The organism is Enterococcus sp. S86.2, from assembly GCF_059834485.2.
Window position 1 is genome coordinate 1536249 of sequence record NZ_CM206813.1, and the last position, 21285, is coordinate 1557533.

At 37.1% G+C, this 21285-nt stretch carries 20 protein-coding genes; 5 read left to right on the top strand and 15 right to left on the bottom strand.

The features are described 5' to 3' along the window. The first annotated feature begins 19 nt into the window (after positions 1-19). A complete protein-coding gene (locus tag AC6R0T_RS07210; RefSeq protein ID WP_303753979.1) occupies positions 20-1939 on the top strand; it encodes a PTS fructose transporter subunit IIABC in 1920 nt (639 codons plus the stop codon). Positions 1940-2025: 86 nt separating this feature from the next. Here the strand turns inward: AC6R0T_RS07210 and AC6R0T_RS07215 are convergent, their stop codons facing one another. Together AC6R0T_RS07215 and AC6R0T_RS07220 are read right to left on the bottom strand one after the other, a co-directional pair. Continuing rightward, positions 2026-2223 (bottom strand): hypothetical protein, encoded by a 198-nt coding sequence (locus AC6R0T_RS07215; RefSeq protein ID WP_206902749.1) that lies wholly within the window; start codon positions 2221-2223, stop codon positions 2026-2028. A gap of 11 nt (positions 2224-2234) precedes the next feature. Beyond that, on the bottom strand, positions 2235-3566 hold the full coding sequence (locus AC6R0T_RS07220; RefSeq protein ID WP_282462510.1) for a hypothetical protein: 1332 nt from the start codon (positions 3564-3566) through the stop codon (positions 2235-2237). Positions 3567-3695: 129 nt separating this feature from the next. On the opposite strand from AC6R0T_RS07220, the gene AC6R0T_RS07225 reads away from it, so the two are divergent. Next, a complete protein-coding gene (locus AC6R0T_RS07225; protein ID WP_206902747.1) occupies positions 3696-3857 on the top strand; it encodes an SPJ_0845 family protein in 162 nt (53 codons plus the stop codon). A gap of 7 nt (positions 3858-3864) precedes the next feature. On the opposite strand, the gene yihA is transcribed toward AC6R0T_RS07225, so the two are convergent. The 7 genes from yihA to AC6R0T_RS07260 all read right to left on the bottom strand — a co-directional run bounded on the left by yihA (position 3865) and on the right by AC6R0T_RS07260 (position 10290). After that, positions 3865-4449 (bottom strand): ribosome biogenesis GTP-binding protein YihA/YsxC, encoded by a 585-nt coding sequence (gene yihA, locus AC6R0T_RS07230; RefSeq protein ID WP_303753978.1) that lies wholly within the window; start codon positions 4447-4449, stop codon positions 3865-3867. A 62-nt stretch (positions 4450-4511) separates the two neighbouring features. Further along, on the bottom strand, positions 4512-5750 hold the full coding sequence (clpX, locus tag AC6R0T_RS07235) for an ATP-dependent Clp protease ATP-binding subunit ClpX (protein WP_303753977.1): 1239 nt from the start codon (positions 5748-5750) through the stop codon (positions 4512-4514). A gap of 226 nt (positions 5751-5976) precedes the next feature. After that, entirely contained in the window at positions 5977-7260 is a 1284-nt protein-coding gene (gene tig / locus AC6R0T_RS07240; protein WP_206902744.1) for a trigger factor, read from the bottom strand. Positions 7261-7377: 117 nt separating this feature from the next. After that, entirely contained in the window at positions 7378-8325 is a 948-nt protein-coding gene (locus tag AC6R0T_RS07245) for a hypothetical protein (protein WP_303753976.1), read from the bottom strand. A gap of 23 nt (positions 8326-8348) precedes the next feature. Beyond that, complete coding sequence (locus tag AC6R0T_RS07250; protein WP_303753975.1) at positions 8349-8942, bottom strand: RDD family protein; 594 nt, start codon at positions 8940-8942, stop codon at positions 8349-8351. Position 8943: 1 nt separating this feature from the next. Next, entirely contained in the window at positions 8944-9975 is a 1032-nt protein-coding gene (sppA, locus tag AC6R0T_RS07255; protein WP_206902741.1) for a signal peptide peptidase SppA, read from the bottom strand. Between the two features lie 24 nt (positions 9976-9999). Continuing rightward, a complete protein-coding gene (locus AC6R0T_RS07260; protein ID WP_303753974.1) occupies positions 10000-10290 on the bottom strand; it encodes a hypothetical protein in 291 nt (96 codons plus the stop codon). 397 nt (positions 10291-10687) lie between these two features. Between AC6R0T_RS07260 and glmS the strand changes: the two genes are divergently transcribed. Continuing rightward, positions 10688-12493, top strand: a complete 1806-nt coding sequence (gene glmS, locus AC6R0T_RS07265; protein WP_303753973.1) for a glutamine--fructose-6-phosphate transaminase (isomerizing) — start codon at positions 10688-10690, stop codon at positions 12491-12493. 169 nt (positions 12494-12662) lie between these two features. Then, entirely contained in the window at positions 12663-13859 is a 1197-nt protein-coding gene (locus AC6R0T_RS07270) for an amidohydrolase family protein (protein ID WP_303753972.1), read from the top strand. Between the two features lie 69 nt (positions 13860-13928). On the opposite strand, the gene glmM is transcribed toward AC6R0T_RS07270, so the two are convergent. Genes glmM through cdaA form a run of 3 tightly spaced genes read right to left on the bottom strand, consistent with a single transcriptional unit; the run spans position 13929 to position 17287 of the window. Then, positions 13929-15284 carry a phosphoglucosamine mutase gene (gene glmM, locus AC6R0T_RS07275; protein ID WP_206902737.1) on the bottom strand — a complete coding sequence of 452 codons (1356 nt, stop codon included), beginning with the start codon at positions 15282-15284 and terminating at the stop codon, positions 13929-13931. A gap of 33 nt (positions 15285-15317) precedes the next feature. Continuing rightward, positions 15318-16406 carry a CdaR family protein gene (locus tag AC6R0T_RS07280; RefSeq protein ID WP_303753971.1) on the bottom strand — a complete coding sequence of 363 codons (1089 nt, stop codon included), beginning with the start codon at positions 16404-16406 and terminating at the stop codon, positions 15318-15320. Next, positions 16403-17287, bottom strand: coding sequence for a diadenylate cyclase CdaA (cdaA, locus tag AC6R0T_RS07285; RefSeq protein WP_206902735.1), 885 nt, complete (start codon positions 17285-17287; stop codon positions 16403-16405). Before cdaA ends, AC6R0T_RS07280 begins: the two co-directional genes overlap by 4 nt. Positions 17288-17491: 204 nt before the next feature. Between cdaA and AC6R0T_RS07290 the strand changes: the two genes are divergently transcribed. Then, the gene (locus AC6R0T_RS07290) at positions 17492-18010 is read left to right on the top strand and encodes a thioredoxin domain-containing protein (RefSeq protein ID WP_303753970.1); all 519 of its coding nucleotides are present in this window, start codon (positions 17492-17494) and stop codon (positions 18008-18010) included. Positions 18011-18153: 143 nt separating this feature from the next. On the opposite strand, the gene whiA is transcribed toward AC6R0T_RS07290, so the two are convergent. The 3 genes from whiA to rapZ are packed head-to-tail and all read right to left on the bottom strand — an operon-like array spanning position 18154 to position 21008. Further along, positions 18154-19089, bottom strand: a complete 936-nt coding sequence (whiA, locus tag AC6R0T_RS07295) for a DNA-binding protein WhiA (protein WP_206902733.1) — start codon at positions 19087-19089, stop codon at positions 18154-18156. A 51-nt stretch (positions 19090-19140) separates the two neighbouring features. After that, the gene (locus tag AC6R0T_RS07300) at positions 19141-20127 is read right to left on the bottom strand and encodes a gluconeogenesis factor YvcK family protein (RefSeq protein ID WP_206902732.1); all 987 of its coding nucleotides are present in this window, start codon (positions 20125-20127) and stop codon (positions 19141-19143) included. After that, complete coding sequence (rapZ, locus tag AC6R0T_RS07305; protein ID WP_206902731.1) at positions 20124-21008, bottom strand: RNase adapter RapZ; 885 nt, start codon at positions 21006-21008, stop codon at positions 20124-20126. Before rapZ ends, AC6R0T_RS07300 begins: the two co-directional genes overlap by 4 nt. Between the last annotated feature and the right edge of the window lie 277 nt (positions 21009-21285).

Genomic DNA, 21285 nt, shown 5'->3' on the forward strand with positions numbered 1-21285 from the left:
AAGATTAAGGAGGAAAACAATGAATATCAATGAATTATTGATTAAAGATGCCATGATTATGGATCTGAAGGCCACTGACAAAAAAGGTGCAATCGATGAAATGGTTCAAAAAATGTATGATGTCGGCCGAATTTCAGACATCGCAGTTTACAAAGAAGGTATTTTAGCCCGAGAAGCACAAACTTCAACTGGTTTAGGTGATGGGATTGCGATGCCCCATGCAAAAAATAAAGCCGTTAAAGAAGCGACAGTATTATTTGCTAAAAGTAATGCCGGTGTTGACTATGAAGCACTAGATGGTCAACCCACTTATCTATTTTTCATGATTGCCGCTCCAGAAGGTGCAAACGATACCCATTTACAAGCGTTAGCTGCCCTTTCTCGTTTGCTCATTGATGCTGATTTTGTTGCACAATTAAAATCAGCCAAAACACCAGATGAAGTGCAACAACTATTTACCGACGCACAAGCAAAAAAAGACGAAGAAGCAAAAGCTGAAAAGAAAGCTGCCGAAGAAGAAGAATTAAAGAGCTTTAATCGCAAATACATCGTTGCTGTTACCGCTTGTCCAACTGGTATCGCCCATACTTACATGGCCGAAGACGCCTTGAAAAAACAAGCCAAAGAAATGGGTGTTGACATTAAAGTTGAGACAAACGGCTCAGAAGGAATTAAAAATCGTTTAACGGCTGAAGATATTGCTCGCGCTGATGGTGTCATTGTCGCCGCAGACAAAAAAGTTGAAATGGATCGCTTTGATGGCAAACATTTAGTGAACCGCCCTGTTAGTGATGGTATTCGTAAACCAGAAAACTTGATCAATGAAGCATTGAGCGGTTCTGCGCCAGTATTTAAAGGCGATGGTTCTGCCTCTAGTAGTTCAGATGAAAGCGCAGATGGCACAGTAGGACAACGGATATATAAAGACTTAATGAACGGTGTTTCACACATGTTGCCGTTTGTTATCGGTGGTGGTATTGCCATTGCTTTATCCTTTATGATTGACCAATTTATGGGCGTTCCAAAAGACAGTTTAGCGCAATTAGGTAACTATAATATACAAGCATCTTGGTTCAACCAAATTGGTAGTGCAGCGTTTGGTTTTATGTTGCCAGTCTTAGCTGGTTTTATTGCTTCAAGTATTGCTGATCGTCCTGGTTTAATTGTTGGTTTTGCCGCAGGTGCTTTAGCAAATACTGGCGGTGCTGGCTTCTTAGGTGCTTTAATTGGTGGTTTCCTTGGTGGTTATGTTATCTTGTTCTTACGGAAATTATTTAAAGGTCTACCAAAATCACTTGATGGGATTAAAACTATTTTGTTCTATCCAGTATTCGGACTTTTAATTACTGGTTTTCTAATGCTTATCATCAACGTACCCATGAAAGTAATTAACGATGCGTTAAATACTTTCTTAACTGGTTTAAGTGGTTCTAATGCAGCTTTACTTGGCGCTTTACTAGCTGGTATGATGGCAGCAGATTTAGGTGGCCCAATTAATAAAGCAGCCTATGTTTTTGGTACAGCAACATTAGCTACGACAGTCGCTTCTGGCGGTAGTGTGGTAATGGCTTCTGTCATGGCCGGTGGTATGGTTCCTCCATTAGCAATTTTTGTAGCTACACGTTTATTCAAAAATAAATTTACGAAAGATCAACAAGATGCTGGTTTAACAAACATTGTAATGGGACTGTCTTTTGTTACCGAGGGCTCTATTCCATTTGCTGCAGCTGATCCGCTACGTGCTATTCCAAGTTTCATTATCGGTTCTGCAATTACAGGAGCATTAGTTGGTGCTAAAGATATTCTGTTACTTGCACCTCATGGTGGTATTTTCGTAGTATTCTTAGTCAGCAACCCAATTTTATATCTAGTATTTATTGCCATCGGGGCAGTAATTTCTGGTATCATTTTTGGATTATTAAAAAAAGACGTTAACTAAACAAATAAAACTTCGTCAAAAGACCAACGATTCATATTGATGAATTGTTGGTCTTTTTTATAACAGACATTGCTAGTGAAAAATTACTACTCTTTCCCACTCCTAATTTTTTGAACTTCCAATTTTACTTCTAATTGCCAATACTTGTAAATACATAGGCAGCTTCCTAATAAAATAATCGCTAGGGCTAACGGAATTTTCATGAAAAAATCCGGTAACATTAACAGTAAGATTGTCAGAACACCCGTTGGTAACATATACTTTTTAAACAATAAATCTTCCATTTTTTAACCCCCTACACGACTTTTATTTCATTCGTATTTTTCATTGCCGAAAATGGTACAAAATTGACGCGCAAATGATTTTTTTTCTTTTTCATATCAAAATATACACGCTGTTTGCGTTTTTTTAACCGTGTAAAATGGATATCTTGCATCCGCTCTTTTAAGATTTTATATGGCACTTTAGTTAGAAAATCATCCGGCAGATAAATATTTAAGATTGCTAAATATTCATGGTAGCGATCATCGGTGATATTTATTTCTAAGTAGTTCCGCAAATAAAATTCATATGCGCAAAGACCCTCATCCAGAGAATACTGCGGATTTAAAACAAGATAATTCATCATCTTCATTCCCTGCTCATCGATCCAAGGAAAATAAGCCTGCGCATTTAAAACGCCTTTGACACGTCTTTCTTGGTAATTATCGTGAACAATATCATAAACACGGGTCACAAAATGTGTTGCTTCTTTTTTAGGTGTTGGCTGTAACCGGTCATTTTGGTATTGAACTGTCTGAATGACATTTTCTGTGTATGCGTATTCAATTAAGGGTTCACGTAATATTCCAACGCCATTATCCCAGGCTAATTGATCAATCCCCATCTGGTCTCTAAACAAGCGCTGATAGCCCAAATTCAAGTCTTCTTGCCAACGATAAGGATCTTTGTAAAGTTCAACGAACCACACATCTTCTGCAGTTTTTGTTACTTGTTCAACTTGTTGCACTTCTTCTACCACCGCTAATGGAATGATTTTATGATAACGAGCAGTGAAGTAGACGCGCCAACAGGAAGTTAAACAAAAACCACGATAAAAAATGTCATACCCGGCAAACTGATTACAATCTACCACCGTTTTATTTTCTTTATTACGGATTTTAGGTAATTTTTCTATTTCTGCTAGCGGCTGAAATACTTGGCGCATTTTTATATCATCGGTATTGTGATACAAATACTCATCGTAATTTCTGATGTAGCCAAATAAGCCGCGTTCCTTCATTTTGACATCGACATAATTTAAGATTATTTGCTTGTTTTTTAAAAAGATTTCTTGTGAAACGAGATGCTTTTCTAATAAATTACCATCGACCAAATGAAAATAAGATTCATTGGGACCTTCTTTTACAATAAACTCCAAATCTTCTTGCTCAGTTAATTGACTCAAAAGTTGATGAACACGCTTTAAAGAAAAAGACTGCATCTCTTCATGGTTCACAATCATCTGCTGTGGTTGATAGAGCAGGCGAACAAAGACAAGCCAGTCTTGCAAATGACGCTTGATCATTTGGTCATTTAAGTTGATATATTGCACTGTGATAAACATCTTATTTGTCAACTTCATCATCTCACCGCCTTTTAATCTTTCTATAATTTTATTATAACTAATATTGGCGTTAAAAAAAAGTAAAAAGGAATCGTTTTTTCTTAAAAATCCTACTAAAACGTGCTAAACTCTAACTGGAGGTGGATGGCGATGGGTTTGAAATTTGAACGAGATGATTCATTAGATAAAATGTTTGATGATTTGGTAATTTTACCGGACAAAAAAGAGGAAGTTGATGTTTCTCGCTTTTTAAAACCAGAAATAAAAAAAGAACAAAAAAAGAGCAAAAAAACAGAGTCGAATCAGAAATGATTCGACTCTATTTAATTGCTTTTTCAATAGCTTGCCACGCTTCTTCTTTTCCTTCTTTGGTCACCGAAGAAAAAATAATGAACGTATCTGATTTATCAAAATCCAAAGCTTTTTTAATGACTGATTCGTGTTTATTCCATTTGCCACGGGGAATTTTATCTGCTTTTGTTGCAACTACGATTACAGGTAAGTCGTAGTACTTCAAAAACTGATACATTTGAATATCTTCTTGACTAGGGGAATGGCGTAAATCGACTAAAGATACTACTGCCTTCAATTGTTCCCTTTGAGTCAAGTAAGTTTCAATCATCTGCCCCCATTTAGCCCGTTCACTCTTAGACACTTTGGCGTAGCCATAGCCTGGAACGTCAACAAAGTGCAATGTATCCTCAATCAGATAAAAATTGAGAGTTTGGGTTTTTCCGGGCTTAGAAGAAGTTCGGGCAAGATTTTTTCGCTGGATTAGCGTATTAATGAAAGACGATTTTCCGACATTAGAACGTCCTGCCAACGCAATTTCTGGTAAATCTGTTTCGGGATATTGTTTTGGCGCTACGGCACTAATCACAATTTCTGCGTTATGAACTTTCATCTATTTCACTCCTTTAAAAATCAAGCTAAAAGCTGGGTACGAGCCCCAGCTTTTTTGTTCATTTATCCCGCTTTTTTCTCAGCATAAATAACTTTTGGTGTACCAACACCTGTGACAGCGTCTTCTGTGATGATAACTTCTTTAATATCTCCATCGCTTGGCACATCAAACATGACATCCATCATAATATCTTCAATAATCGAGCGCAGACCCCGCGCACCAGTATTACGCTCAATCGCTTTTGCTGCAATTGCTTTTAGCGCTAATGGTTCAAAGGTTAATTCAGTCTCATCTAAAGACATCAACTTTTTGTATTGTTTGACTAATGCATTTTTAGGCTCCGTTAAAATGCGGACTAAATCATCATTTGTCAATTTATCTAAGGCAGCCATGACTGGCAAGCGCCCGATAAATTCTGGAATCAAACCAAACTTCAATAAATCTTCAGGGATGATGTGTTGCATCACACTTTCGTCATCACCGATTTTTCTATTGTTCGTGCCAAAACCGATGATTTTTTCACCCATTCGATTTTTAACAATTGTTTCAATTCCATCAAAAGCACCACCAACGATAAATAAGATGTTAGTCGTATCAATTTGAATCATTTCTTGATGAGGATGCTTTCTGCCGCCTTGTGGTGGTACACTTGCTTCTGTGCCTTCTAAAATTTTAAGCAAAGCTTGCTGCACGCCTTCACCAGAAACATCTCGTGTAATTGAAACATTCTCACTCTTACGGGCAATTTTATCGATTTCATCAATATAAATAATCCCTTTTTGGGCTCTTTCAACATTGAAGTCAGCCGCTTGTAAAAGTTTTAATAAAATATTTTCGACATCTTCACCCACATAACCAGCTTCTGTCAAGCTTGTAGCATCCGCAATTGCAAATGGAACATTAAGAGAACGGGCTAAAGTTTGGGCTAAGAAAGTTTTTCCTGAGCCGGTAGGCCCGATTAAACAGATATTACTTTTTTGTAATTCTACCTCATCTTCGCTACTTTCCGCATTCACACGTTTGTAATGATTGTAAACTGCCACAGCCAATGCTTTTTTCGCACGGTCTTGGCCGATTACATATTCATTTAAAATTGCTAAGATTTCTTTTGGTTTAGGTACATCGATGAATTCCCGCACTTCTTCATCCATGAACTCCTCGTCAATGATCTCTTTGCATAAGTCGATACACTCGTTACAAATGTAGACCCCGGGACCGGCGACGATCTTACGCACTTCTTCTTGCGATTTACCGCAAAATGAACAACGTACAGTTTCATTTCCGCTAGTGTTGTCGTACATGGTCTCACCCCTTGAAAAATTTCCGTACTCTTAACGAGTGCTGGATAACTGATTTAAACAGTCTTAAACTATGATAGCATACTATTTACGAAAGAAAAAGTAGTTGCTTTCATTGTAGCCAAGTACAATCGTTTTTTAATAAAATATAAAGCCAGCTTCCATTTTTTTAAGGGCAATAAAGCAAAAAAAAACCACCAGCACAAGCTGGCGGCTTCAATTTTAAAAATTATTTTTCAACAGCTGTTCCTGTAACAAGTTCAACCGCTTTTTTCATTGTGATATCATGTTTTAACATATCTTCTGTTAAAACGCGTTTGATTTGATCAACTGGCATGTTGTATGCTTCAGACAATTCAGCGATTTCTTTTTCAACATCTGCTTCTGTTGCTTCTAAGTTTTCTGCAGCAGCAATAGCTTCAATTACCAAGTTTGTTTTAACTCGGTTTTCAGCTTCGCCTTCAAATTGTTTGTGTAAATCTGCTTCTGTTGAACCAGTCAATTGGTAATACATTTCAGGTGAAATACCTTGACGTTGCATGTTGTTTAAAAATTCGTCCATAGAACGGTGTACTTCATCATGAACCATTACATGTGGTAAATCAAGAATTTCAGCATTTTCAACAGCAGTTCTAATAGCTAATTCATCTTTAGCATCTTCAGCTGCTTTTTCTTTTGCTTCTGTTAATTCTGTCATGTATTTTTCTTTTAATTCTGCTAAAGTTTCAACGTTTTCGTCGACGTCTTTTGCAAATTCATCATCCAATTCAGGTAATTCTTTTGTTTTTACTTCGTGAACAACTACTTTGAAGATAGCTTCTTTACCAGCTAAATCTTCTGCTTGATAGTCTTCAGGGAAAGTTACAGTAACATCCACATTATCGCCAGCTTTATGATCTACTAATTGTTCTTCAAAACCAGGAATGAATGAACCTGAACCTAATTCTAATGAGTAATTGTCGCCTTTGCCGCCTTCAAATGCAACTCCGTCAACAAAACCTTCAAAGTCAATCACAACAGTGTCGCCGTTTGCAGCTGCTTCGTCTTCTTTAATCACTAACTCAGCTTGTTGTTCTTGTTCTTGTTTTAATTTTGCGTCAACGTCTGCTTCTGTGACTGTGCGATCTTGTTTTTCAACAGTTAAGTCTTTGTAGTCCCCTAATTTAACTTCAGGTTTAACCGTAACTTCAGCTTTGATTACCCAATCTTGATCTTTTTCCATGCTGTCAATGTCAATTTTTGGTTGAGAAACAGGATCGATTCCGGCTTCTTTCACTGCAGCTTCGTAATTTTCTGGTAATACAGCGTTCAATGCGTCTTCATATAGAGCTTCTTCGCCGTACATACGGTTAAATACTTGGCGTGAAACTTTCCCTTTACGGAAGCCAGGTACATTTAAATTTCCTTTTACTTTGTTGAATGCTTGTGTCAAACCTTTTTGAATTTCAGCTTGATCGATTGAAAATGTTAATACACCATCATTGGTGCCAGTTTTTTCCCATTTTGCAGTCATGTGTTTCCCTCCGAATAAACTAATTTTACTATGAAATACTTTCATGCATACTTTTAAATAGTACACTAACCCTTAGGAATTGTAAACATTTTAAGGTTATTGAAAGTAAAAAAAACTTTAGAAAATCACTTGATAAATTTGCCGAATTTTTTCTTTTTGTTTTGTGATGTCAGCTAGTTTTTCTAGCCCCGCTACTGCTTTATTATTTCCCATCATTGCCTGATATTCTAAAATATAACTTTGCTCCCACCTCTTTAAATCGTCAGTGAAAGGTACAAAAGGATACGTTACAGCTAATTGTGCACTTAGCTCAGTTAAGCAGTAATTTGCCAGTTGGATGTCTGTCGCGGCAATTTCTGTTTCAAAATATGTTTTTAATTTTTGATAAGCTGGGACTTCTTCGGGTAATTTAAGTTCTTTTAAATTTATAGTCGCTATTGTATTATCCCAACGGGCACAACGAATGACTTTATCGCAGCCTAATAAAACGAGCTCCTCTACTAAGCGCGGCCGCAAAAAATTATTTCGGCATTTGGGTAAAAAATCCTGCATTAGCCCGATAAATTGAGGATAAGTTAACTGCCCCACAAAAACTTCCCAGTCCGCTGTTATAATCGGCATTAAACTTTCATCCCACTGATTTAAAAGCTGTCTTTTTACTTGCAAACTTTCCGGATCTAATAAATCAATTGCCAACTCCAATTGTTTGATCTGTTGGGTTAATGTTTTTTTTTGCTCTTTTGTCAAAAGACTGTTTTGTATAACTAGCTTACGAGCAGTTAAAAACTGTTGATTTAATAATAAAATTCTTACATAGGTAGTTATTGTTGTCGCCGTTTTCTGATATTCAACTGCAAAGTCTTGTGCTATTTGCAGTGCACTTTTAAAATCTTCACTTTTTAATAAAGCTTCTGTATAGAGCTGATTAATCTCAAATGACATTTCCATCTCATAAGCTTTTTGTAAATAAGTAACGCTCGTTAGAAACTCTTTTTGTTCCATTGCTTTTTTTGCTAAACGAATATTTCGTTGCAATTCATCTGGAAAGACAATTTTTTCACCCATTTTTAACACCTGCTTTGTTAAAATTAAGCCCGTAATTCTTTATTAAAAGCTTTCAAAACATTAATGGTAATTACCGAAGTGTCCGAAAAATAATCACCCACGTGTTGTTTGTGATCTGTAAAGGCTGCTACGATGTACCCTAAAACAAACGGAAATCCCTTTAAGATAAAGCGGCAAACAGTTTCCCTGACAATAACTGTCCCCCAGGAAAGTTCTGTTTCACTTAAAGAAACTACGCGAATGCCAAAGACCATTTTCCCAATAGTTTGTCCGTGATTTAATTTTGTCAATAAAGTGAAATACGCTAAATAAATCGCCAATGACAAAAGACTAGAAAAACTTAAAAAATTAGTTGCTATTTCTATTGCCGCCACGCGATATGTTAAACCTACTGTTGCGTTTGTAATCGCATGAATACACATTAAGTCAAGGCAATAGGCAAACATGCGAATCCAAAAACCAGCATAAAAATAGTTGGGGAAATACTTTTTATTTTCATTTTTTTCATTTAGCAACGGACGCCATATTTTCTGCTGCTTTTTTACTTCTTCTTGGGTGAAGTTTTTTTTATCATCTTTTGTTTTAAATACTTTTGGACCTTGTATTTTATCGCTCATTTTATTGTCCTCCGTAATAATAAAGAGGTTTTGGTGCCTGAGCATTTCCAAGCGATGCAAATAAATGCACTAATGTACTATCTTCACTTGGTGCTAGTCCTTGTAATTTAGCTGCCTTATTGCCTAACCAAGAAGAATAAAAACCGGTATCGCCAACAGAATATTCAATTACTTGCGCGTTGGTTAATTTTTGGTCTTTTTTTAGTGCGGCTAGCGCATCTTCTGGAAAACCAATTTCATCAACTAATCCATTTGCTTTTGCTTGTGCTCCATCGTAAATACGACCATCAGCAATTTTACGTACGGCAGCTTCTGACATACCACGACCTTTTGCTACCACTTTAACAAACCGGTCATAGGCATTGTTGACATACGTTTGCAAGACTTCTTGATCTTTTTGCGTGGGTTTTCTAGTAGTAGAGCCCATGTCTTTTAAGGCCCCACTTTTATAGGTTTCATCGGTGATACCTAATTTCTCCATTAAACCACTATAGTTTACCCCAGACATAATGACGCCAATGGAACCTGTTACCGTTTCATCGGTAGCAAAAATTTTATTAGCAGCTGCTGAGATATAATAACCACCGCTGGCAGCCATATTTTTCATACTAACATAGACAGGAATCTTTAATTCTTTAATTTTGGCAAATTCCTTGGCAATTTCAGCACTCTCATAAACTCCACCACCAGGAGAATTTACTTCTAACAAAATCCCTTTAATATTTCCATCCCTCTGAATTTCTTGTAACTGTGCTAGGAAATCTTGGTGACTATACGTTGCCGTCGAAAAGATACCACCACTACCTGTATCTGCAATCGTACCGTCAACAGTCAATTTGGCAATCTGTTTATCAGCATCGCCATCTTCAATGACATTTTTTTCCAATTGATTTGACCCATACAATAATGCATTTAATCCTGCCAGTGCTTGTTGGCTCTCGGCCTCATTATGGGTGGCAACCCGAGAAGACACCGCTGAAAAAACAAACAACCCAACTGCGATAACAACTGCAATCCATCTTCTTTTATTCATTTTCTACTCCTTTAATTTTGACTATTAATATAAATTTTCAATTACAATGACAGTTTCTTCTACACCTGTAGCCTTTACTTTTTCGGCTTTTTCACTTAACGCAAAACCGCCAAAATATTCCTTACTAACAGGATCTTGCACTTCAAAATAGCGCGCTTTTTTCACTTCAATACTTTCTGGTGAAACCTCTTGCAAACTATCCCAGCCTGTATCTAAAAAAATTTTGGTTTCTTCTGTGATTCCAGCTGTCGCCTCTAATTTTGCAACAGCGGCTTTTAATTGTTTAAAAGACATGCAACGTACGATATTGTCCATTTGGTCCTCCTTTTATTTTGATAGAATAATCCATCACCCGTTTTCTTCGTATCCCTTACGATGAAAAGAAAGGTTTTATCTTTCTCATTGTAGCGAAAAGAAAGCAAAAAAAACAGCGATTAAGTAAATAATTGTAAATTAGAAAAAAATAAAAATGCAACGTATTTAAAAAAAATAAAATTGGAACGCTTAAAATAAGACTATACCAATTAAAGAAAATAAAATTTATAATTGACAAAACCCAAGATAAATAATATCATTTTGGATGTCGTAATAATTAGACCAATAAAAATGAATCTATACCAATTTATTTTTATCCTATCTTTTACTTAATAAAAGCACTCCAATAAGAAGACAAAAAGAAAACAAGATTGAAATAAGAAAGAGGTTTTTTTACATGTGTGGAATCGTCGGAGTCGTTGGAAGAAACGACGCAACAAAAATTATCTTAACTGGTTTAAAACGCTTGGAATATCGCGGCTATGATTCAGCAGGAATCTATGTCGCTGGCAAGAACAATAATCTGCTTAAATCTACTGGTCCCATTAAAAATTTAGAAGCAAAATTAACCCCAGCTATTACTGGCACAATGGGCATTGGACATACACGTTGGGCCACTCATGGTAAACCAACTGAGGAAAATGCGCATCCTCATACAAGTGAAAATGGTGAGCTGGTTTTAGTACACAATGGCGTTATTGAAAATTATGACGAATTACGCCAAACGTATTTGAGTGAAGATACATTTTACGGTCAAACAGACACTGAAATTGCCGTTCACTTAATTGCCCATTTCAAAAATGAAGGCTTACAAACAAAAGCTGCCTTCAAAAAAGCATTACGCTTAATCGAAGGATCTTACGCTTTTGCCTTAGTTGATACACAAGATGATACAACTATTTATGTCGCAAAAAATAAAAGCCCTCTTTTAATCGGCTTAGGGGATGGCTTTAATGTTTTATGTAGTGATGCCTTAGCAATGTTAGATCAAACGAGCCACTTTGTGGAATTAATGGACGGTGAAATGGTCACACTAACCGCAACAGATGCAATCATTGAAGATGCAGCTGGTCAAATTATCAACCGTGATTTTTATGTTGCAGAACTGGATGCAAGTGACATTGAAAAAGGAACTTATCCTTATTACATGTTAAAAGAAATTGATGAACAACCAGTTGTCATGCGTAAAATTGTACAAAAATATCAAAATGAAGATGGCTCAATTGCGATTGATCCCAACTTGTTAGCTACTTTAGAAAATAGCGATCGCGTTTATATCGTTGCATGCGGCACTAGCAGTCATGCTGGTTGGGCAGCTAAGAAATTTTTTGAAACCTTAACGCAGTTACCTGTAGAAATTCATCTATCCAGTGAATTTGGCTACAATATGCCACTACTATCGGAAAAACCATTTTTCATCTACTTGAGTCAAAGTGGTGAAACAGCTGATAGTCGTCAAGTTTTAGTAAAAACAAATGAATTAGGCTACCCTTCTTTAACTATTACAAATGTAGCCGGCTCTACTTTATCAAGGGAAGCAACTTATACTTTGCTGCTTCATGCGGGCCCTGAAATTGCCGTTGCCTCGACTAAAGCTTATACCGCTCAAATCGCGGTTATGGCTGTTTTAGCTAAAGCTTTGGGAACAAAAAAAGCTATTCTTGCAGCGAATGAATTTGATTTATTCCACGAGTTAGGTTTAATCGCCACAGCAATGGAAACAATGATTAATGAAAAAGAATTGCTAGAAGAATTAACCGCAGAATACTTAACACACACCCGCAACGCCTTTTACATCGGCCGGGGTAATGACTACTATGTTTCAATGGAAGCTGCTTTAAAACTAAAAGAAATTTCTTATATTCAAGCAGAAGGTTTCGCAGCTGGCGAATTAAAACACGGAACAATCGCCCTAATTGAAGATAGAACCCCTGTAATTGGTATCATTACTGACGCTGCAACTGGCTTACACACGCGGGGAAATTTACAAGAAGTAAGAAGTCGCGGGGCCAATACCCTTGTCATCGCAACAGAAGAATTAGCAAAGCCAGATGATCAAATTTTATTACCCACGGTTCATCCGCTGTTGACTAGCCTACTAGCAGTTGTCCCAACGCAGTTAATTGCCTACTTTGCAACCTTACAAAGAGGCTATGATGTTGATAAACCACGAAACTTAGCAAAATCTGTCACCGTCGAATAAGACCGCTACTTTAACCTGCTTATGACCATCCGTTGTCGTAGGCAGGTTTTTTAATAGCTTTTTGGTAAAACCTTATTATGGCATTTCTTTGTGTTTATAGGTCTACAAAAAGCAAACGTTGGCTTTTTTATCCATTTCAAGCTATTTTAAATGAAGACGGAGGTGCTTTATGAAAACTTTATTAAAAAATGTCCGCGTGGAAACTGGCTATCTGACAGAAAATGATTTCACCTACGGAACTGCGACGAAAAATATTGCTGTGGCCTTTGAAAATGGAATAATTACAGCGGTGTTTACCAGTGACCAAGTAGATACCAAAACCGATTACACCATAATTGATGGACAAAATGCTTTAATTTTACCTCAATTGCGGGAAATGCACGTTCATTTTGATAAAAGTAAATTAGGTATTCCCTGGACACCGATTGAGCCTGTAAAAAACCGCGTGGAACGTTTCACAAAAGAAATTGCCTATTTAAAAAATGCACCGGTCTCTTTTAGCCAGCGCATGGAAAATTTAATTCATTTAGAACTTTCTTATGGCGTTACGCATTTTCGCTCCCATATTGATGTTCATCCTGCTGTGGGGCAAAGTTATTTAGAGGCCGCACAAGCTGTTTTAGCAAACTACCAGGATCAATTGGATTATGAATTAGTGGCTTTCCCCCAACACGGTCTCCTTTTATCCCACGCCTACAATGAAATGAAACTGGCGTTACAAAATGGTGCTAATCTCGTTGGCGGAGTCGACCCAATTAGTATTGATAACAACTTAGAAAAATCTTTAAACCAAACGTTTGATTTAGCAACACAATTTGATGTGCCCATTGATTATCATCTTCATGAACGAGGTGATGACGCCAGAAAAGCTTTCGCTAAAATTTTAGCGCTAACAGAAGAAACCAATTGGCAAAAAAGAGTTACGATTAGTCACGCTTATGGGTTACGAGATTTAAATAAAAGTGAGCAAGCTGAATTATTTTCACGTCTTGCCGCCAATCAAATAACAATTATTTCCAGCATCCCCTTAGACTTTGTTATTCCGCCTTTAACAAAATTAAAACAAGCCGGTGTGAAAACCCAGATTGGTTGTGATAATATTTACGATTGCTGGTCACCTTTTGGTAATGGTGATGTGATGGATAAACTTAATCGCTATGCAGAAATGTTTGACTTAACCTCACAAAAAGAGTTAACGGAAAGTTTAGAATTGGTCACCGATCAAAAATTAATCGCTCCTAACGGTTGGTTAAAAAGTGGGATGCCCGCTAATTTTACTTTGGTAAATGCCACCTCTACAGCCGAATTTGTAGCTCGAAAACTCCCTGTTAGTGCCAGTTACTTTAAAGGCAATATAGTAAAATAATTTTAGCTATACTTGTGATTGGAACTGCAAAAAAAATGACAGATTACAAATTGTAATCTGTCATTTTTTTTATTTAGCACCAATTTCGGCTTGTACGACTGCCGCGATCTTATCAACATAGTAATTTACTAATTCATCCGATGGCGCTTCTGCCATTACGCGTAATAATGGTTCTGTCCCTGAAGGTCGAACCAAAATACGTCCTTCACCATTCATTTCTTTTTCCGCTTCTTCAATTACAGCTTTAATCGCTGGAACTTCCATCGCACCATTTTTGTTTGTGACGCGAATGTTCACTAATTTTTGCGGATAAATTGTTACCTCTGCCGCTAGTTCAGATAATTTTTTGCCGGTTTCTTTGATGATACTTAACAATTGGATACCAGAAAGCATTCCATCACCTGTAGTATTAAAATCGAGGAAAACCATGTGACCTGATTGTTCGCCACCAAAATTGTAATCATTTTTTCGCATTTCTTCGACAACATAACGGTCGCCAACTTGGGTAATCACATCTTTTAAGCCAATAGCTTCTACTGCTTTATGGAAACCTAAATTACTCATTACAGTCGTTACAATTGTATCTTGTTTTAAACGTTTTTTTGATGCTAAATATTTTGCACAAATGTACATAATTTTATCACCATCGACAATATTTCCTAACTCATCCACCGCAATCACACGGTCACCATCACCATCAAAGGCAAGGCCTGCATCAGCACCTTTTTCAACGACAAAAGCCGCCAATTTTTCCGGATGAGTAGATCCAACACCATCATTGATGTTTAATCCGTTAGGGGAAGTTCCCATCGTATAAAAGTCTGTTTCTAAATCAGCAAATAGGCGGTTGACACTTGTTGCAGTTGCACCATTTGCAGCATCAATACAAACTGTTAAACCTGATAAATCTCCTGAAATAGTTTGTTCTAAAAACTGTGAATATTTCAAAAGACCTTCTGGAAATTCTTCAACTGTCCCCAAACCTTCAGCCGAAGGACGTGGCAGAGTATCTTGTGGTGCATCCAGTAGCGCTTCGATTTCTGCTTCCTGATCATCCACTAACTTGAAACCGTCACTTCCGAAAAATTTAATACCATTGTCTTCAGCAGGATTATGAGACGCTGAAATCATGACTCCTGCACTCGCTTTTTGCACACGGGTTAAATAAGCCACACCCGGCGTTGAGATGACGCCCAGTGTAAACACTTCAATGCCGACAGATAATAACCCGGCAACCAATGCATTTTCCAATAATTGACCAGACATACGGGTATCGCGGCCAACTAAAACTTTAGGCCGATGTTCACTGTTCTCATGTTGACTTAATACATAGCCACCACAACGCCCTAATTTAAATGCTAATTCTGGTGTTAATTCAACGTTAGCTACGCCACGAACACCATCCGTACCAAAATATTTACCCATTATTCTTACCTCACAAAATTGTTTTAGTTAATTTTATTCATTTGCCGTTGCATCAACAGCTGATTGACTTGTCTCGCTGGTTTCCACCGTAGTTGTCGCTGGAGTTGTTTCAGTTACGCTAGAAGAAGTTTGTGACTGTCTACTAGAGGAATTCGTCGTTTCCGTGCTTGTTGTATTGTGTACCGGCGTGATTTCTACTTTGACTGTCTTTGGTGATGCGACGATGCCATCTTCGGTTGGAACAACCACTTCTCTGGTTGTTTTCTCTGTAATATTCGTAATATCCACCGGTAGCGCGAGACTTTCAATTCCATCAAGTTTTGATTGTGGCCCTCTTAGAACCGTTGAAAGGGCATCTAATTTAAAATCATAATGGGAAATCCCATTAGGCAATGTCCCTACTTGCGAAGCATAAAGACTGACAATTTTTTCTGGCGCTTTTACTTTTACAATAACTTGCGCTTCTTGGGGATCTGAAACAACACTCAAACGATTCCCCTCTTTATCCAATGCTTCAATCGTTGCTTTTTCTTCAAAGTCAGCACTAGCTGTTTTAGAAGGATCGATTGTTGCAACTACGCGATCAATTTGGGCTAACGTCTTTTCACCAGTGGTAATCTGAGCTTCTTCTGGTTTTACCGTTACACTATCAACCGAGAACCCTTCCCCTAAATTAGAAGAAGAAACAACCGGATGGATTTTAAAAGATTGCGTTACTTTCTTTTCAATCGTCACGGTAACTTTAGTTGGATTAATCGTATAGCCCACAGCGCTACTGCCGTTTTGAATCCGTAATTTCACTTCATGGGTACCTTCTCCTAATCCGGTTAAATCACAAACGACACGAAATCCTCTGGTATCCGGATTTGCTTCAGCATTTAATTGGATACGATTGGCACTACTTAATTTCACCGAAACATACGGATCAAAGCCTAGAATATAATATTTATCCGAGTCATAAACCGGATGAATTTGCACTTTATTAACTGTTTCTTCAAAATTTTCCGGATTTGTGTTCAATGTCGTTTGAACATTACGTCCGTTGGCATTAAAAAATAAAATCAAGCTGAAAACCAACGCTAAGAAGCCATACAAGATATTGCTTTTGCGACTTGAATTCATTTCTTACCTCCTTTAGCGATACTTTCGATAAAGGATTGCAGCTGGTTTTTCTTTGTCTCTGTTTTTTCTTCTGGAATTAATTCTCTGTGTAAAATTTTCAAATATTCTTCTTGGGATAATTCTGACAACAGTTGATTATTCAAAGTAATACTTACCCCACCAGTTTCCTCTGAAACAACTACGGTAACCGCATCACTAACTTCACTAATCCCAACTGCAGCTCTGTGGCGTGTGCCAAATTCTTTTGGAATTAACATACTTTCTGATAGTGGCAAATACGCACAAGAAACAGCAATTTTGTCATTGCGAATAATGACTGCACCATCATGTAGTGGCGTATTGGGTATGAAAATATTAATCAAAAGCTCACCTGTTATATCCGCCTCTAATGCAATCCCTGTTTCAATATACTCTTCTAAACCCGTATTTCTTTCAATGGTGATTAACGCACCAATTTTACGTTTGGACATATATTGAATCGCTTTGTCTAGTGATGTAATCAGCTGTTCATCTTCTTTTTGCTCTTGTTTGGTCGTCTTAAAGAGGGTACTACGTCCAAGATGTTCCAACCCACGTCTTATTTCAGGCTGGAAAATGACAATAGCCGCTATCACTCCATAGGTAATAACTTGATCCATCAACCAAGACAAAGTATGCAAACCAATGAGTTCAGCTCCAAACCGGATCGCAATAAAAATTGCTACTCCTTTAAATAGCTGAATTGCTTTGGTGCCGCGAACAAGTTGGATTAACTTATAGACGATATACCAGACAACCAGAATATCCAAAATATTAACGAAAAAGTTCCAAGAAAAAATATCGACATTAAACATTTGTTTCCAATAATCGATATTAAATAATTCTTGAATGCTAAATGACATAGGCAGACTCCCTTTACAATTGGACTTACTTCAATAGTATAGCACAGCTTTTCTATCCCCTCACCTGCAAAACCATGGAAGTTACAATTTTTTCACAACTCTTTTTCATTTTTCTTTGAAATCGGTCTACTTAAACACAACATTTCCCATTTCTTTAAACTTTCGCTAAACTAAAAAAGAGAAACAATGAGAGGATGAAAAAAATTGGATATCACAATTATTAATGCAAACGAAACAAATGGCGATGTGGGAATTATAATTGGCAATAAAAATGCGAAAAAAACACTTGTAGAATTTATTAACTTACGCTGTCCTTATTGTCGTCAATGGTTTTTAGAACATGAAGATTTATTAAATCAAGAAGTGGCAAGTGGTAATCTAAAACGGGTTATAAAACTCTACGATAAAGACAAAGAAAGCTTACAGCGGGGTAATGTCATGCACCAGTACGTCACAAAAGGTGATGCGACAAAAGCTTTAGCAGATATTAAAAAAATCTTTTTATCCCAAGATTTATGGGGAGATTTATCTTTAGATTCTGTTGTTAAATTTGCTGAAAGTGACTTGAAATTAGCCAACTATGCCGATGAGCTGACTCAAAAAGCGATTATGGATGAGGCAAAAAGAGCCAACATTCAATTTGTCCCGACAATGATTATCGACAATCATATTTTTGATGAAGGAATTAGTGAGACTACATTATTAGAGTATCTTCATCAATAAAAACGTAAAAAAACCGAGGGTAGTCTGTGTCGCTTTTATTAGCAGCACAAGCTAACCTCGGTTTTTTTCATTAAAATTAGCAGTACAGGTAAAACATCTGCCAACTATTTCTTATGGTCTTTTTTACGCCTTTTGTAAAAAATTTAACTTGCCTGCTCTCGTAATCGATCAGCAAATTCATTAATTTTGCGAATGCGGTGGTTAATTCCCGACTTTGAAATAGCACCAGAAGGAATCATCTCGCCCAGCTCTTTTAAACTTACCTCAGGATGTTCCAAGCGTAACTCGGCAATCTCTTGTAATTTTTCAGGCAAAGCCTGCAACCCCACCCGTTGTTCGATAAATTCAATATTTTCGATTTGTTTTGACGCTGCATCAATTGTTTTATTTAAATTAGCGGTCTCACAATTCACCAAACGGTTAACCGAGTTGCGCATATCTCGGACAATTCTGACATCCTCAAATTTCAACATGGAATTTGTAGCACCAATTAGCGTCAAAAAATCGGCAATCTTTTCGGCTCCCTTTAAATATGAAATATAGCCATTCCGTCGATCTAAAGTTCGCGCATTTAAATCATAATAATTGAGCATTTCACAAATATCTTGATTGTGCTCTTCATAAAGCGAATAAATTTCCAAATGATACCGACTCGTTTCCGGATTATTCACCGACCCAGACGCCATAAAAGCTCCCCGCAAATAAGAACGCATCTTTTGGGCATTTCCCATAATCTCATCAGAAATATGGGTTTGAAACATCAGACCATCCATAATCGCAAGTTCATTTAAAACTTCTTGCGTTTTTTCCTTCAAACGAACGATATAGACATTATTTTTTTTCAATTTCATCTTGCGTCGTACTAATAGTTCGCTACGCACCCCAAAATGATCTTTTAATAACGAATAAATCCGTCGAGCAATCGCAGCATTTTCTGTTTGGACGTTTAAGACAAATTGATGGTTGCTTAAACTCACCGACCCATTCATCCGAATTAAAGCTGCTAATTCAGCTTTTGCATGTTCTTTATGCACTTCTAAAGTCGTTAATTCTTTTTTTACATCCGCAGCAAATGACATCACAATCACCCCTTTCTACTACAAAAATTCAATTGGATCAATGAATTGCTATTAATACAAAATACGTAACAATTCTTCTACAACTTTTTCACCATCATGGAAAACCCCACCATCTCGCAACTGTAAAAAATCAGCCGAGACAACGCGACAACCTTCTTTTCGCAACGCTTTAAAATCGTGTTTTACTTGCACCAAATATTCATCGTAAACTTCTGGATCCATATATCCTTCAGGAACCTTTTCTGTATTTACTAAAACAGTATCCACGAAAGGTTTCTTTAGATGCTGATGAAGAACTTGAACGTGATTGGCGTCTGTGAAATGCTCGGTCTCTCCTTTTTGGGTCATGATATTGCAAATATAAACTGTTTCTGCTTTTGTTTCTAGAAGCGCTTGTCCAATTTCTGAGATCATCAAATTCGGCAAAATACTTGTAAATAAACTACCGGGTCCTAAAACAATCATATCTGCTTCCATAATCGAAGATACTACTTTTCGAGCCGCTCTAGGCTCACTATCTCCGTCTTGATTACGGACAAAAACATGATCAATTGTTTTACGATCGATGGCAATTTTAGACTCCCCAATCGCTTGGGTACCATCTTTAAAAACCGCATGCAAAACTAATGGTTTCTCACTAGAAGGATAGATATTGCCGTCAACGTGCATCATTTTTGTTAACAATTGAATTGCTTCATACGTACTGCCACGCATTTCAGACATCGCTGCAATAATCAAATTTCCAAGGGCGTGATTTGCCAAAAACTTATCACTTTTTTTAAAACGATATTGAAAAATATCTGCGTAAAGTTTGGGCATGTCAGATAACGCGACTAATACATTGCGTAAATCTCCTGGTGGCGACATGGCAATGGAGTCGCGAATTTCGCCACTGCTTCCTCCGTCATCAGCAACAGTGACAACAGCTGTAATATCAATTCCTTGATTTCGTAATCCCCGTAAAATGACTGGTAGTCCCGTTCCGCCACCGACTACTACCACTTTTGGTTTGCGGATTCGATACGTCTTCATTTTCATGAGCGATTCACCGTCTCTTTACGTTTATCCTTATCGCGGTGCGTGATATTAACTTTATAATTTTTACTTAATGCTTGGCCCACTCGCTCAGTTAATGCAACCGAACGATGTTGGCCACCGGTACATCCGATTGCAATCGTCAAGCTACTTTTCCCTTCTTTGACATAACCAGGCATAATGGTTTCCAACAATTGATAAAATTGTTGATAAAATTGCTCAGTTTCTGGAAAAGACATTACGTAATCATACACCGCTTGATCTTTACCAGTTAATGGACGTAGCTCTGGAATATAATGTGGGTTGGGTAAAAAGCGAACATCCATCACAATATCCGCATCAATTGGCAGACCGTATTTAAAACCAAAAGAAATCATTTCAATGCGAAATCCGCCTTCACTAGACGTTTTAAATTCTTGATTAATTTTTTCTCTTAATTGGCGAGGGGTTAAATTAGTCGTATCTACCACAAATGTTGCTTTGGTTTTCAAATCTTCTAAAATAGCCCGCTCTTTCCTGATACCTTCTGTAATTAAACCATCCATAGCTAATGGATGCACTCGTCTGGTTTCTTTGTACCGGGAAACCAGTTCTTCATCTGAAGCATCTAAGAAAAGAACTTGCGTATCAATAAAATTTGTATTTTCGATATCCACTAACATTTCTTGAATTTCTTCAAAAAAAGAACGGGAGCGTAAATCAACAACCAAGGCAATTCTCGTTACTTTACCAGATTCTTTAATCAGTTCCCAAAATTTAGGAATTAAAGACGGCGGCATATTGTCGATACAAAAATAGCCCATATCCTCAAAACTTTGAATTGCCACTGTTTTACCGGCACCACTCATACCAGTAATAATGACTAATTTTAAATTGTCTTGCATATTAAAAGCTCCTCTCATAGTTAAATCGCCGTTTCAAAGAAACGACGATTTCTCACAAACATTATAACATTCCGGGCGTATCATTAGCAATAAAATTACCCCAGGAAATAAAAAAGCTTTATAAAATAATCAAAATAGCGACGCAGTTATAGCAACACTTGTAAATATCTTTTAAACCTAACTAAAAAACAGACCATTTATTTATAAATGATCCGTTTTTTTATAAAGCAAATATAAATTTTTTGTAAGAAAAAAATTGATTTGACACTATCTAGCT

Bases quoted from the DNA above. Each gene is read 5' to 3' on its own strand.
- AC6R0T_RS07225 (WP_206902747.1), top strand. From the start codon at position 3,696: ATGGGTTTGAAATTTGAACGAGATGATTCATTAGATAAAATGTTTGAT.
- AC6R0T_RS07250 (WP_303753975.1), bottom strand. From the start codon at position 8,942: ATGAGCGATAAAATACAAGGTCCAAAAGTATTTAAAACAAAAGATGAT.
- whiA (WP_206902733.1), bottom strand. From the start codon at position 19,089: ATGTCATTTGCTGCGGATGTAAAAAAAGAATTAACGACTTTAGAAGTG.
- sppA (WP_206902741.1), bottom strand. From the start codon at position 9,975: ATGAATAAAAGAAGATGGATTGCAGTTGTTATCGCAGTTGGGTTGTTT.
- yihA (WP_303753978.1), bottom strand. From the start codon at position 4,449: ATGAAAGTTCATAACGCAGAAATTGTGATTAGTGCCGTAGCGCCAAAA.
- AC6R0T_RS07270 (WP_303753972.1), top strand. From the start codon at position 12,663: ATGAAAACTTTATTAAAAAATGTCCGCGTGGAAACTGGCTATCTGACA.
- glmS (WP_303753973.1), top strand. From the start codon at position 10,688: ATGTGTGGAATCGTCGGAGTCGTTGGAAGAAACGACGCAACAAAAATT.
- glmM (WP_206902737.1), bottom strand. From the start codon at position 15,284: ATGGGTAAATATTTTGGTACGGATGGTGTTCGTGGCGTAGCTAACGTT.
- clpX (WP_303753977.1), bottom strand. From the start codon at position 5,750: ATGTACGACAACACTAGCGGAAATGAAACTGTACGTTGTTCATTTTGC.
- AC6R0T_RS07215 (WP_206902749.1), bottom strand. From the start codon at position 2,223: ATGGAAGATTTATTGTTTAAAAAGTATATGTTACCAACGGGTGTTCTG.
- cdaA (WP_206902735.1), bottom strand. From the start codon at position 17,287: ATGTCATTTAGCATTCAAGAATTATTTAATATCGATTATTGGAAACAA.
- tig (WP_206902744.1), bottom strand. From the start codon at position 7,260: ATGACTGCAAAATGGGAAAAAACTGGCACCAATGATGGTGTATTAACA.
- AC6R0T_RS07220 (WP_282462510.1), bottom strand. From the start codon at position 3,566: ATGATGAAGTTGACAAATAAGATGTTTATCACAGTGCAATATATCAAC.
- rapZ (WP_206902731.1), bottom strand. From the start codon at position 21,008: ATGCAAGACAATTTAAAATTAGTCATTATTACTGGTATGAGTGGTGCC.
- AC6R0T_RS07245 (WP_303753976.1), bottom strand. From the start codon at position 8,325: ATGGGTGAAAAAATTGTCTTTCCAGATGAATTGCAACGAAATATTCGT.
- AC6R0T_RS07210 (WP_303753979.1), top strand. From the start codon at position 20: ATGAATATCAATGAATTATTGATTAAAGATGCCATGATTATGGATCTG.
- AC6R0T_RS07280 (WP_303753971.1), bottom strand. From the start codon at position 16,406: ATGAATTCAAGTCGCAAAAGCAATATCTTGTATGGCTTCTTAGCGTTG.
- AC6R0T_RS07260 (WP_303753974.1), bottom strand. From the start codon at position 10,290: ATGGACAATATCGTACGTTGCATGTCTTTTAAACAATTAAAAGCCGCT.
- AC6R0T_RS07300 (WP_206902732.1), bottom strand. From the start codon at position 20,127: ATGAAAATGAAGACGTATCGAATCCGCAAACCAAAAGTGGTAGTAGTC.